Origin of the sequence: Paraglaciecola sp. L3A3 (assembly GCF_009796765.1) — a bacterium.
Lineage (GTDB): Bacteria > Pseudomonadota > Gammaproteobacteria > Enterobacterales > Alteromonadaceae > Paraglaciecola.
On sequence record NZ_CP047023.1, the window covers coordinates 3,493,524 to 3,506,693 of the forward strand.

Here is a 13,170-nt window from a genome sequence, read left to right on the forward strand (position 1 = left end):
CTAAAATTTTTAGGATGATAGCCAATCCATGTTAAGAATTGACATAAAGGAACGCGCCAATTGGCAGCGTAAAGCTGCCGATTTTGGCTTTAAATTTCATACTATGTATGGAGAGCCTTATTGGGATGAAAGCGCTTACTATCAGTTTTCGTTGCAACAGATTGAACAAGATTTAGAAGATCCCACAGAAGAAATTCAGCAAATGTGTTTAGCTGTAGTGGATGAAGTGGTTCACTCTGAACAGCTACTTGAAAAATTTCAAATACCTCAAGGGTTTTGGCAACAAATTGCTGACTCTTGGCAGCAAAAACACCCCAGTTTGTATTCCAGATTAGACTTTGCCTATCACGGTAAAGGCCCAGCAAAATTATACGAAAATAACGCAGACACTCCTACTTCACTTTACGAATCAGGTTTTTGGCAATGGCTGTGGTTAGAAGAACAAGTCAACGCTGGTATACTGCCCAAACAATCTGATCAATTTAATTCATTACAAGAAAAGTTAGTGCACAGGTTAGCTGTTATTGCTAAACACTATGGCATTGAACATATGCATTTTGCTTGTTGCCAAGACACTGAAGAAGACCGAGGCACAGTACAATATTTGCAAGATTGCGCCAAAGAATCTGGCTTACTGAATGATTTTGTTTTTATAGAAGATATCGGTTTAGCAGAATGTGGCAGTTTTAGTGATTTACAAAACAACAAAATAGACACTCTGTTTAAACTATACCCTTGGGAGTTTATGCAAAGAGAAGACTTTGGTGCTGCCATTAAAGATGCAGGCGTGAACTGGATTGAGCCTATTTGGAAATCTATTTTATCTAACAAAGCACTAATGCCCATGTTATGGAAAATGTTTCCTAACCACCCGAATCTATTGGCAGCATATTTTGAAGATGAACTAGCCAAAGCCACTGAGTCTAAATTGGTTAGAAAGCCTATTTTCTCTCGTGAGGGCGCCAACGTTAGTATCATAGAGCAAGGTAAAACTATAATGCATGCTGACGGGCCATATGGAGAAGAAGGGTTTATTTACCAAGAATTTTATGCGCTACCTAAATTTGGCCAAAACCATACATTAATAGGCTCATGGTTAGTGGGCGATCAACCAGCAGGTATTTCTATGCGAGAAGACTCCTCACTCATCACCCAAGACTCCAGCCGCTTTTTGCCGCATATTTGTATTTAACGGCAGACTAGGACAGAATGAAGCAGTTGATAGCAGAAACTAGCTATTTTCTCTGTATAGCGATTTTAACCTTCTATTGTTTTTCTCGGCGTCACTCTGGGACACGGTTTGGTTTTTTACTCTTTACTATTATCTTTTCCTCGTAACTAGCGACTGCTTATATGCTTTTTCTATTTCCTAATTACTGCTTTTATCTTCTCTATTAGCCAGTATTTTCACAATCCTGTTATAGACAATTTCTGCGGTATTCCAGTGATACCCGCCATTAGTATTGTTAAATTGGATCACCACAGTATCCAAGTCTTTGTAGAATTTAGCTATACTTTGGTAACCGGGCACCCAACCCGTGTGCTCGTAGACATAAATAGAAGCATAGATTTCTTGTTCACCTTGATCAAACACAGATCCGTCGTTTAATGCCCGTAAAAATATGCCCACATCCTGTGCTGTTGCGATTATTGACCCATACCCATCTAAATCATAATCATTAGTCTTTATATCCGACTCAAAACCCACGTAATAGCCGCTCATCACATCGTCTATATTCACTTCTGATAGCGAACCATAAGTGTTTTTTAGCCCAAGAGGTATCAAAATTTCTTCCTTGATATATTGGAAATAATGATACCCCACCACCTTATCAATCAGCTCAGCAAGCAATAAATAGTTAGTGTTGGAATATTCATAGCCTTCATCAGGGGCAAAGCTCGCTGGTAAATCAAGTGCTAATTTAAGGGCATTTTTACTGTTCTGAGGATCGCCCCAAAAGCCAGCACTATCGGTTAAATTCGGAATACCACTACGATGTTGCACCATAGATCTCACTGTAATTTTATCAGCATTTTCAATTCGTCCCAAAAGTTCTGGGAAATAATCGGCTAGGGTTTGATCTAAATACAAACGTTTATCGGTAACTAGTTTGGTGATAGCCACGGCGATATATAACTTACTAATACTGGCTATTTTAAAAAAGGCTTGAGGATCTGCTGGTATTTTATTTTTTCGATCTTTCCAGCCAGCAGCATAAAATTCTGGCGGCTTACCAACCTGATCTACATAAACAATAATACCATCAAAGCCATGCTCAACAGCTTGATTGACTTGCTGTTGAACCGTTGCCGGCAAAGGTAATAACCAAGCCCAAACTAAAATCCAAGGCACAAAAAATAAAGAAGTGAAGGTGCCAATTAACAACAAAATTCGTACTATTAGTTTTGATTGTTTTTTATTCATAAGACACTCAGTCTGCGCCACTCTGCTTTATTCCCCTTTGAGTGGCGCAGTATTACAACTAATCAGCCTTTTTAATATCTAAAGGATAAATCAATGCATCTTGTACCATGCCTTTACTATTAGTGAATGACACTCTTAGTTGGTAAAACTGTCCTGCAGGCAATTCATCAGTAGGAGTTAAACCATCTAGCGATATACTCATTGATGATTGACCTGATTCTGTTTTTAATGCGTTAGTATCAATTAAGACAGTATCTTTAATAGGGCTCCATTTTGACCTAAAGTGTCTCAGCCAGTAACGAATACCACCTTGATCAGAGGAAATAACTTGATTACCACTACCCGCGTGATAATCCACTGCAATATTTAGCTCTTCTCCAACTCGTAAATTCTCTTCAATAAACGCTGCATTAGTGATGGTTAATGAAGGTTTTATTAATGGTAATACAGTGAGAGTTAACTCTGCTTTTATCGACGAGTTTACATTTGAGCTAGCCGTTATGGTGACTGTCCCAGCAGTTAAAGCTTTAACTTCACCCTTTGAATTAACTTCGGCAACTCGGGTGTCACTACTTGACCAAGTCACACTTTTATCATCGGCATTATTAGGTAGTACAGACACTTGTAAAGCTAAACTATCGCCAGAGATCAACTGAGTGTGATTGCCAGACGCTAACAATGAAATGGATTCAACAGTTTGTGCATACCAATCTACAATTGTCACTTGGCTTGTGGCCTGTTTACCATTAGCTTGACTAATCGCTGTAATGTTAGCGGTTTGCCCTACCTCACCTATTGCTGTAACCACACCTTGTTGATCAACACTTAATACACTTTCATCACTTGATATCCAATCAAACTCTTGTGCGGCATTAACAGGTTTAACTTGGGTTGCTAAAGTAGTTGATGTGCCTTTTCTAAGGTTTAATTGGCCAGTAGTGATGGCGACAGATGCAGGATCTAACTTATTGGTATCAAAAATTTGATTGGCTTTTTTATTTTTAAACACAGCGGTTTCGCCGTTACGCCACTTCACTTGAATGCTTTTAATTTCATCAAGTTCACCTAAACCAAAATGTACAATATTTAGTAAACTTTGCGAAAAGACCGAGCCTGCAGAGCCTACTCGTTTACGGTACTTATGTTTAGCCGTGGTTAAAATGACTTCTGCTGACAGTGCATCAACATTCGACACAGGTGAATAACCGACTTTAACCAAAGCATAGTGACCCTGTTCAGAAGAGTTGTTTTCGTAGAGATACCACTCTCCTCCTTCACTGCCGTTAAGCAATTCAAGATCACCGTCTAAATCAAAATCGAAAGCTTGGCCCATATCCCCATTTCCCGGTCCACCTACATCATTCGCGCCATGCATAGTAGTGGTAACAAAACTTCCGTTGCCAGTATTTAACAACATATAATCAGAAATCATGGCACCGACTTTACCCCAACGATAAACAAACAAGTCTTGGTAACTGTCATTATTAAAATCGCCAGTGGTCACTCCAAAGGCATTAGTGGCGGTAGGAATGTTCCATTGTTTTGAGACATCGGTAAATTTATCACCATCATTTCTCAATAAAAATTCTGTGCTATTGCGGTTTTTAGGCTCAAATTTGGTGACAACAGACTTCACACCTACTAGGCTAAATTTAAAGTTCCAAAAAATGCTGCCATTACGCACCACAGCCGTTTTCCAGTTGCCATTAGCTGTATGTCCAAAATAGATACCGTTTTGGCTAATATCATCAGGCCAGCCTTGTGCTTGATCAGCTGATATACCAACAGAGCCTTTGAATTTTGGAAGTAGCTGTTTTTTGCTTTCCCCTAAAAATATAGGATAGTTATTGCCATTAAAACCACCTCTAGCTAAATAACTATAGTTGGTAAAATTAAAGTCATTGTTAGCTATAAATTCAAATTCATCGGTTCCTTTGGTGCCTTTCGGTTTAATCGAAAAGGTTTCTGTACTGGGTTCATAATCGATTGAAGGAGCTTCAATTGTGCCAAATTCAAATTCTTCACTGGTAGCTAGGTATAAATCTAAATCGCCGTCGTTATCGATATCAATATCTGTGATAGCCATAATACTTTTGAGCGAAGTAACGGCTTCAGGAAACTTGGCAGTGACTTCGGTAAAGGTAAAATCGCCATTACCTTGCCATACTGACAAAGGGCTATACAAAATCAGATCATCAATATTATCACCATTGATATCTGTTAATAGCGATCGAGAAGGATGCTGATCTTGCACACCGTCAATCATCTTACGGGCAAATTTACCTGTGCCTAAGTTCTCATAAAAATGATGAATAGGTCGTTCATGATCTAAACTTTCTTCATTGATAAGCATAAGATCAAGATCGCCATCTAAATCCATATCAGACCACTGTGCACCTCGTCCTCGAGAGCCTTTTACAATACCTACATCACCGGTCGTTAAGACAAATTGACCATTATTATTTTGTAAAAAATTAGCCCTTGATGGATTTTTACCATTGCCACCACCTTGAGTCACAATGAGATCTAAATCGCCATCATTGTCGTAATCACCGGCGGCGGTACCATGTAAATCGTGTTTAAACCAACGAGATAGATTTTTATGATGTTTACTAACGGTGCCGTCGCCATTGTTCCAATATAATTTACTGCTTTCGGCGTTATGGTTATTGACAATAAAGTCATAATCGCCATCGTTATCCATATCAGCAATAGTGGGGCCGCCATATTTAATTGACTCGGCTTTATCCATACCGGCTTTAACTGTAATATCTCGGTATTCTGGTAATTGTATTTGCCCAGCATCTTCTATCAGCAAACTATTTAACGTTAAGCTTGCATGGTTAGAGACTAGTTTTAAGTTAACTTGACCAAGAGATTTAAAGCGCACTAAAACCTGCAACTCCTGCTGCCCAGTTGTGGGTACATCCAAGTTATCCACTATTAATTCATCATTAGCGTACACACTAATATTGGCATAATTTTTAGGGTTAATAACATCTAGCGTTAACTTTTTAGTTAAACTTCCAGTTATGTCATGAGCAATGCTAAAACCACTTTCGCTATTAATCAGCTGATTTTCTAGCACATTTTTAGAGCTACTACAGGCCACCAGCAACAAACCAGAGACTGCAGCCGCAAGTAAGTTTGCGGTCCATTTATTTGATATATATTTAACTTTCATTTTGTCTTTATATTTGTCTTGTCTAGTTATTTGCCGAGCAAAGATCTAGAAGGAATGAATGAGCGATAAATTGTAAATAATTAACAATTAGCACTATTTAAAAGCCCACTACTTTACCTGACTGGCTGCTCGACTAAAAGATCTTTGTTAACAATAAACAAGTAAAAGATAGATTTAAAAACATGTGTAAGACAAAATATCCAGAATCTATGGGGTTAAATTAAGTGAAATAATAAAGGCTGAAGACTCAACAAACCGAACAATATGGCTTTAAGTATTAGTTAACCTGAGTTCTGGATAAGAAGTATCGTCTAATCTGAATTTATCATTACAATTCAATAGCTTAATACCATTCACTCAAATCACCTCACTTGAATGCTTACTCGGTGACGAAATTTTTGTATATAGCAAGGTGGATTGTCCTACGTAATAACATGTTATTGCTAGACAATCCAACGCCGCTAGGCACAAAAATAGCGTTATCGAGAGGTTCGGCTTATCCAGTATTCAGGTTAGTCAACTATTAACCTAATGCTCAACTTGCTGAGTAAATTTTGAATCTAACTAAACTCAATCTAGTTGTTAGCTAAACCAACATAATGAAGGGCATTACTAATAAGTTTTTTATAGGAAGGGTTAGTGTAAGCGTCTTTGGTAAATCCAGGCATTATATAAACAATTTTTGCCTGGTTATATGAATGCTGCCAAGCAATAACCTTCGAAACATCAGGATGATTAGTGGCTAACAAAGGATGCACACTAGGATCCATATAAATATTGCCATAAAAAGCATCTTTTAGAATGAAGTTATCCAATCCTTTTGTTACAGGATGGGTCTTATCTAACACTTCAATATCTAATGTCATATCGGTGAAATAGGTAGAATGTAAACTTTCATCTTGGGTGTAATTTTTTAAATACCACTTTCCGCCAATCAAATCATGGTACTCATCCCATTCAGGTTGAGAAGATAAAGTAAAATGTAAAAACACCATACCCACTCCCTGTTTGCTTAACGCTAAATACTTATCCTTGTTCCAGCTATATTCTGGGTAATGTTTATTCTGATTAAGAAAAAGAACTGCATCATATTTTGCTTTAACATCCGCTGTTTTCATTTGATAGAAATGTGCATTTAAAACTAAATCAGCATGAATACCATCAAGAGTGCTACTCATTATTTCAAAATCAGGGGTGTCATAGCTATGGCCGCCTCGAACCACTAAAACAGATAATTCATCCTCTTTGACAGTGGAACAGGACAGCAGAATACACATGCAAATAATGTAAATTAAAGATGCCTTCAATCTTTTAATTCTAACTAAAAGCTGATTTAACATTTTTTGACTAGCCCATTTAAATTTTAGGAACAAAGTTTACCTAGCCCCCCAAACTTAGCAAGTATGTTATTTGTCAATGTGAGCAAGGTATAAACGAGACTCAGTTTAATATTGATAAAAATTATGGGTGATCAATACATCCATTTTTCTGATCATTTCATTTTTTAATGATGCTAAGGCTTTATACCAATCCGTAATAATACTTGGGTCACATTTATAAGCTTCAAAATCTGCCGCGCTAGGAAACTGGATCACATGGATCTCGTCAGGTTCATCCTCACTGACTTCTTGATTAGATGAAGCACTGATCAATATGCCTTTATGCTCGCTGAGAATGGGAATGGCCTTTGATTCAAACTCTCTTAAACCTTCCATTCCATTTTTACTGGCATACAATAACACGATAATCTGGATCATAATTTATCTGAAAGGTTTAGAAAAAGTATAACGGGTTGAGAGCAGCAGATAGATATATTATCAACTGTATTTCTTTTATCTTGTTAGCCATGTGCCTACCCAAGGCAGGCACATGGCTGTGTTTAAAAATTACCTATATAGGAAGGGGTATCTATGGCTAATTGCATACCTGTTGCTGACAACAAACCGGTTTCTTGATTTCTAGCTAATACCGAAATATCCCCTGATTTTTGATTCGCAATCAGAAGATAGTTTTGATCAGCAGAAATAGTAATATCTCTTGGCCAATTACCAATAGTCGAGTGTTGTTGTAATAATTTAAGCTTGCCATTTTTACCGACAGATAACACAGAAATAGTATTTACCCCTCGTACAGCAGCATAAACATAACGTCCATCATCTGATACTTTAATAGCGGATGCAGTATTACCTTTAGGATCAGTTTCAGTTAATAATTCAACTCGCTGTTTGGCATTTAATTTACCTGTTTCTAAATCTTGATCAAAAACAGTAATTGTATTCGACAATTCGTTTATACCAAATACCCAAGCTTTTTGTGGATGTTGGGCAATATGGCGAGGACCATCACCAGCTTGTAGCTTTGCCGCAACTTGGGCGGTAAATGTTTTATCTTGGCTATCGAACAACTTAATTTCATCTGTGCCTAAATCGACAGCGTATAAAAATCGGCCAGTTTTGTCCCATTCAACATAGTGCATATGGGGCGCTTCTTGGCGGCTGTTATCGCCTTTACCTTCATTTTTAAAATAACCTGCTTTGGTTAACTTTAATGACTGACGGTCAATAGAGTACATAAAAACTTCGCCAGAGCCATAGTCTGCAATTGCCACTTTTGATCCATCAGGGTTGGTGGCAATATGACAAGCTCCCCTGCCCAGCCCTTCAACTTGTTGCACTAGATCATACTTAGACGTTTTGTTATTCCATTTAAAACTAGCAATCCCGCCTTGTTTACTGCCTGTTGCCGCTAAGATATTTTTATTGTTAGCATCAATGGTTAAATAAGATGGATTAACCGCTTCAGCCACAACCCCCATATTACTAATTTGTTGTTTTTCATCATCTAAAACAACACGATAGACACCTTCACTGCCATTTTGGGTATAAGTACCAATTAAAAATTCCTGTTTTGCTGCATATGAAGTCTGTGCTATCAGCAATGACAAACCACAAAGTATTGTTCTTAATTTCATCTATTTATCCATTTTCTTTTAAATCAGTTCCACGTATGCCTACTACTTTACAATAGTTTAATATGTTCATACATATTTTTAACCTGTAAAATTATCTGTTAGACTCATCGCTCTTTTTATCGGTGCTAAATGCGTATTACCATTACACTTTATGCTTTTTGCCTTTTCGGCCGTACTTAAGGTTCCAAATTTCATTTATGTCTTTTATCAAACTACTTTTAATTAGCACGCTTTTTTCAGCTTATGTATTAGCAGATACTGAAGCTGAAAATTGTGTATCTTGTCATAAACAAGCCGTGTCTGATTGGCAAACCTCAGATCATGCAAAAGCCATGGATACAGCAACAGCAAAATCAGTGCTGGGTAACTTTTCTGATGTCACCGCTACACATCATAGCCAAACTGCAAAATTTTATAAAAAAGGCGATAATTTTCACATTAGTTTTACTGAAGGTGGAAAAACCACTGATTACCAAGTGACTTATACCTTTGGCCATTATCCTCTACAACAATATCTAATCGAAACTGGCGATAATAAATACCAAGTATTTCCCTTTTCTTGGGACTCTCGTCCTAAAGAGCAAGGAGGACAAAAATGGTATCCAGTGTATGCTGACGAAGACATTCAAGCCGCCGACCGATTGCATTGGAAACAACCTTTACAGAACTGGAACGGGATGTGTGCCGATTGTCACTCAGACGGTTTACAGCGTAAATACACTGCTGAAACCAATCACTTTGACACTAAATGGGACAACATTAATGTAGGTTGTCAGTCTTGTCATGGCACCATGGCAGAACATACAACGGCTCACAAAACAGCTAAAACAACTAATAACGCCCTTAAGCTTAATGCCAAAGAACAAAAAGCTCTTGGCCAATGGTTGCATACTCCGGGTAAAAAAGTAGCACAATGGCAAGGTGAAAAACGTGATAATAGTTTTATGGACAATTGTTTTGCCTGTCACTCGTTACGGACACCACTCACCGATGGTATTACACCTAACAAACCATTTTTAGACCAATTTTCTCCCTCATTTCTGAGTCAACCTATGTACCACGTAGATGGGCAAATCAGAGAAGAGGTGTATGTGTATGGATCATTTTTACAGAGCAAAATGTTTGATGCTGGGGTTAACTGTTTAGATTGCCATAACCAACATACGATGAAATTAAAAGTACAAGGTAATGGCTTGTGTCTTCAGTGCCACAGCGCAGAAACCTATCAACAAGATAAACATTTAAATCACCCTGCCGATTCAGCAGGCGGACAATGTGTGAGCTGTCACATGCCTGAAAAAACCTATATGGGCGTTGATGCAAGACGAGATCATAGTTTCAGGATCCCTCGTCCAGAGCTCACGCAAAACTATCAAGCTCCCAATACTTGTAACACCTGTCACCAAGATAAAAGCGCAAGTTGGGCGAAAAGCCAAATCAAAACACTGTATGGCAACAATAATCCTTTAAGTAAAAATGAGTTGGCTTTAATCCAACTGCAACACCAATACACTTTGCCTCTTGATCAACATTTGGCCATTATTAACGACAAAAACTTAAATGAAATTTATCGGGCAAGTGCCATTGCCCTACTACCTAATTCAGCTCAAGAGTTAACTGATGTGCAAATCAAAAGCTGGGTCAACTCATCTGAACCTTTAATCCGCTTAGCCACCGCACAAATTGGCTTTTTGTTACCTTTACCTGAACGAAGCAAAAGTTATTTAGCATTGCTAAAAGACCAATTTAAGGCCGTTCGTGTACAAGCCGCTACCCACTTATTACAATTAGGTATTGATCATTCAAATGAGTTAAAACAAGCTTTTGAAGAATTAACCACCTCTCATAAAGTCAGTATGTGGCGAGGCGAAGGTGGCTTAAATATGAGTATGGTACAGCTCAACTTACAACAACTTGAACCTGCGATAAAATCGTTGCAACATTCTATTAAGATTGATCCCTATTTTCCTGCGGCTTATATCAATTTGGCCGACATATATCGTCGTTCACAAGCCACAAATAAAGAAAAAAGCACTTATCAACAAGGTATTAGCAACAATCCATTATCTGGCATATTGCACTACAGTTTTGGCTTACACCAAATTCGTGCAGGTGAAAAACAAGCGTCATTAAAATCATTTCAGCAAGCCATAAAGTTAGAGCCAGAAAACATGCAATATGCCTATGTTTATTTTATTGCTCTAGATAATGTAGGCAAAACCCAACAGGCATTAGCGCAATTAAAAATGGTCATTGGTAAATACCCTGCCCCTTATCAGTTAGCCCAATTAGGTATGAGCTTTGCTCAAAAGCTATCGGACAGAAGTTCTTACGACTTTTTTCAAAAGTATTTACCTCAATAAAACAAAACAATCTAGCCTTGGGAGAAATACATATTTCCCCTAGGCTCAATATAGATTGTCTTACTTATTTAATCAGCTAAAATATATCATCTGAAGTGGGGACGACCTCACCTCTCTATATTACTGCGGGACGACCCCAAAACTTATATTTGAGGGTCTCATGTCTTGGTTACTATTGTTGATTGCTGGAATACTTGAAGGTGCATGGATATATGGTGTGCAAAAGTCAGCTGGATTCACACACATTTACTACACTCTGTTTGCCATTTTTTCTATGTCTGCAAGCCTCTTATTGTTTGCCCTAGCAATCAAAACCATACCCACAGCACAAGCTTATATTATTTGGCTCGCTATAGGTGTTTGCAGTATTTGCATAGTTGATCACTTTATATTTAAACAAATACTTTCTGCTCAACAATTAGTTTTTCTATGCTTAATTATAATTGGCGTAGTTGGCTTAAAACTCTCGCACTAAGTAACATGATAGCCTGCTATTACACACAACAATCCGCCTTGATATACACGAAAAATTTCGTCACCGAGTGAGCATTTAGGTGAGATTATTTGGACAAAAATATTAAACCATTGAATTATAATGATAAATTTAGCTTATACGATACTTCTTATCCAGAACTCAGGTTATTCAGATAATTATCGAAATATATTTCGATAATTTATGTTAAAACTGACTAGATAACCCTCTTTTGTGTTTAACTAAACCTTAGCATCAGCGACAGCCAGACCTAACTCTGATATTTCATTCTGACCAATCACTTTACCAATCACTATATCTTTATTATCTATGCCACTAAATTTTTTAAAAAAATATCGATTGTTTAATAACACAAGTATTGTTCTATTATCTCTGCTTGGAGCCGCGCCAGCATCCACGAAAAAAACTAATTCATCATTACCTTTATAGTTATCAATATCGGTCGCTTGGATCATGCACATTAACAGGGGGTTAGCACATAAAAATCCTCTGCCAGAAAAGTACCGTTCTTCTATGGATATTTTTCTAATCACAATATCCGCCTTAGCTTTATTTCGTGAATTTGAAGGTTTTAACAACGATAACACTGCACGACCATTTTTAATGCCATGACCTTTAGCTAATGCATTTTGTAAAACTGTATTCATACTGGATTTTCCTTATTAGCTTAAGAAATCAAAAAACATAATTATCCCCACCGTCTATTAATTAAAAGAGTAAGGTTCATCGGTATGGGAATTTAATTCGTTAAGTGTCGGCCGCCATTTTTAAAAGTAGGATAGCCGCATACTAAAGTGAATTAAGAATAAACCGCAAAGGTCAAATGTATTATTCATTGTCGTTAAAAAATTTTCAATAATATAATTTCATAACTTGGGAGCGATTATTGTTGACTGAATGGTATTACAGCAATTTGTATATTATTAACACAAACAGCGTGTTAGCTAGTAGCTATATGAAATCGAATAAAAGGTGGGAATAAAAAAGAATGACCAAGCAATTAATCAAAACCATATTTAAGTCTTAACTGGATATACTCTTTGGTTGCTAACACCTTTCTTAAAGCCACATTAAATAAAGCTACATTATTTCTATCTTTAAACGCCATAGAATATGCTGTCTTTGGGAAAACATAATGCACCTTGGCATCATCCGCTTTACTAGCCCAACTTGATTGCGCCAATAATGAGTAAAAAATTTGTTTTTCAGCAATAACAATATCCGTTCTTTTTCTGAACAACATTTCCGGCTGTCTTGCTTGGTCACTCATTTGTACGTACATAGGGCTAGACATAGCCGCATTATAAAATAATTGTCCCAACACTTTATGAGCTAATTGAAAACTGACAATACTATGTTTGGCTAAATCAGTGATCGTATTTATTTTAAAATTATTTTCGGCTAAAGAAATTGCCACATTTTGATAATAAATATAAGGCTCAGTTAACACAGACTCGTCAACAAATACCTTTTTATTAGTACTCATAACAGCATCCACACCCTGCATATACAGCATTTTTGAGGCTCGGCCATAATTAACATAACTAAACTCAGCTGACTTACCCATACTGCTGATAATGCTGTGGATCAATTCAATTTCAAAGCCACTATTTTCTTTTTGTATGACATAGGGTGGTTTATTTATACCCGACATCACGGTAATAGTTTCAGCCGCTATTACTGACAAAGATAACAATAAAAACAAACATGTAACGTATATGAAATTCATTTAAT

10 protein-coding genes are annotated in these 13,170 nt (G+C 37.2%); 3 read left to right on the top strand and 7 right to left on the bottom strand.

The window, feature by feature from the left end:
- Positions 1-28: 28 nt before the first annotated feature.
- Positions 29-1,192 carry a glutathionylspermidine synthase family protein gene (locus GQR87_RS14505; RefSeq protein ID WP_158970519.1) on the top strand — a complete coding sequence of 388 codons (1,164 nt, stop codon included), beginning with the start codon at positions 29-31 and terminating at the stop codon, positions 1,190-1,192.
- 177 nt (positions 1,193-1,369) lie between these two features.
- Here the strand turns inward: GQR87_RS14505 and GQR87_RS14510 are convergent, their stop codons facing one another.
- The 5 genes from GQR87_RS14510 to GQR87_RS14530 all read right to left on the bottom strand — a co-directional run bounded on the left by GQR87_RS14510 (position 1,370) and on the right by GQR87_RS14530 (position 8,580).
- Complete coding sequence (locus tag GQR87_RS14510) at positions 1,370-2,425, bottom strand: serine hydrolase (protein WP_158970521.1); 1,056 nt, start codon at positions 2,423-2,425, stop codon at positions 1,370-1,372.
- 58 nt (positions 2,426-2,483) lie between these two features.
- The gene (locus GQR87_RS14515) at positions 2,484-5,609 is read right to left on the bottom strand and encodes an FG-GAP-like repeat-containing protein (RefSeq protein WP_158970523.1); all 3,126 of its coding nucleotides are present in this window, start codon (positions 5,607-5,609) and stop codon (positions 2,484-2,486) included.
- A 575-nt stretch (positions 5,610-6,184) separates the two neighbouring features.
- Positions 6,185-6,916, bottom strand: a complete 732-nt coding sequence (locus GQR87_RS14520; protein ID WP_158970525.1) for a ThuA domain-containing protein — start codon at positions 6,914-6,916, stop codon at positions 6,185-6,187.
- 138 nt (positions 6,917-7,054) lie between these two features.
- Positions 7,055-7,366 (bottom strand): DUF1330 domain-containing protein, encoded by a 312-nt coding sequence (locus GQR87_RS14525; RefSeq protein ID WP_158970527.1) that lies wholly within the window; start codon positions 7,364-7,366, stop codon positions 7,055-7,057.
- Positions 7,367-7,488: 122 nt separating this feature from the next.
- The gene (locus tag GQR87_RS14530) at positions 7,489-8,580 is read right to left on the bottom strand and encodes a lactonase family protein (RefSeq protein WP_158970529.1); all 1,092 of its coding nucleotides are present in this window, start codon (positions 8,578-8,580) and stop codon (positions 7,489-7,491) included.
- Between the two features lie 197 nt (positions 8,581-8,777).
- Between GQR87_RS14530 and GQR87_RS14535 the strand changes: the two genes are divergently transcribed.
- Together GQR87_RS14535 and GQR87_RS14540 are read left to right on the top strand one after the other, a co-directional pair.
- Complete coding sequence (locus GQR87_RS14535; RefSeq protein ID WP_158970531.1) at positions 8,778-10,943, top strand: multiheme c-type cytochrome; 2,166 nt, start codon at positions 8,778-8,780, stop codon at positions 10,941-10,943.
- A gap of 160 nt (positions 10,944-11,103) precedes the next feature.
- Complete coding sequence (locus GQR87_RS14540) at positions 11,104-11,418, top strand: multidrug efflux SMR transporter (protein WP_158970533.1); 315 nt, start codon at positions 11,104-11,106, stop codon at positions 11,416-11,418.
- A gap of 239 nt (positions 11,419-11,657) precedes the next feature.
- On the opposite strand, the gene GQR87_RS14545 is transcribed toward GQR87_RS14540, so the two are convergent.
- Both GQR87_RS14545 and GQR87_RS14550 read right to left on the bottom strand, forming a co-directional pair.
- Positions 11,658-12,083, bottom strand: coding sequence for a hypothetical protein (locus tag GQR87_RS14545; protein WP_158970535.1), 426 nt, complete (start codon positions 12,081-12,083; stop codon positions 11,658-11,660).
- A gap of 353 nt (positions 12,084-12,436) precedes the next feature.
- Positions 12,437-13,165 (bottom strand): ABC transporter substrate-binding protein, encoded by a 729-nt coding sequence (locus tag GQR87_RS14550; protein ID WP_158970537.1) that lies wholly within the window; start codon positions 13,163-13,165, stop codon positions 12,437-12,439.
- Positions 13,166-13,170 lie beyond the last annotated feature (5 nt).

Excerpts from the sequence above, each read along its gene's own strand:
- GQR87_RS14505 (WP_158970519.1), top strand. The coding sequence starts at position 29 with ATGTTAAGAATTGACATAAAGGAACGCGCCAATTGGCAGCGTAAAGCT.
- GQR87_RS14510 (WP_158970521.1), bottom strand. The coding sequence starts at position 2,425 with ATGAATAAAAAACAATCAAAACTAATAGTACGAATTTTGTTGTTAATT.
- GQR87_RS14515 (WP_158970523.1), bottom strand. The coding sequence starts at position 5,609 with ATGAAAGTTAAATATATATCAAATAAATGGACCGCAAACTTACTTGCG.
- GQR87_RS14525 (WP_158970527.1), bottom strand. The coding sequence starts at position 7,366 with ATGATCCAGATTATCGTGTTATTGTATGCCAGTAAAAATGGAATGGAA.
- GQR87_RS14530 (WP_158970529.1), bottom strand. The coding sequence starts at position 8,580 with ATGAAATTAAGAACAATACTTTGTGGTTTGTCATTGCTGATAGCACAG.
- GQR87_RS14535 (WP_158970531.1), top strand. The coding sequence starts at position 8,778 with ATGTCTTTTATCAAACTACTTTTAATTAGCACGCTTTTTTCAGCTTAT.
- GQR87_RS14540 (WP_158970533.1), top strand. The coding sequence starts at position 11,104 with ATGTCTTGGTTACTATTGTTGATTGCTGGAATACTTGAAGGTGCATGG.
- GQR87_RS14545 (WP_158970535.1), bottom strand. The coding sequence starts at position 12,083 with ATGAATACAGTTTTACAAAATGCATTAGCTAAAGGTCATGGCATTAAA.
- GQR87_RS14550 (WP_158970537.1), bottom strand. The coding sequence starts at position 13,165 with ATGAATTTCATATACGTTACATGTTTGTTTTTATTGTTATCTTTGTCA.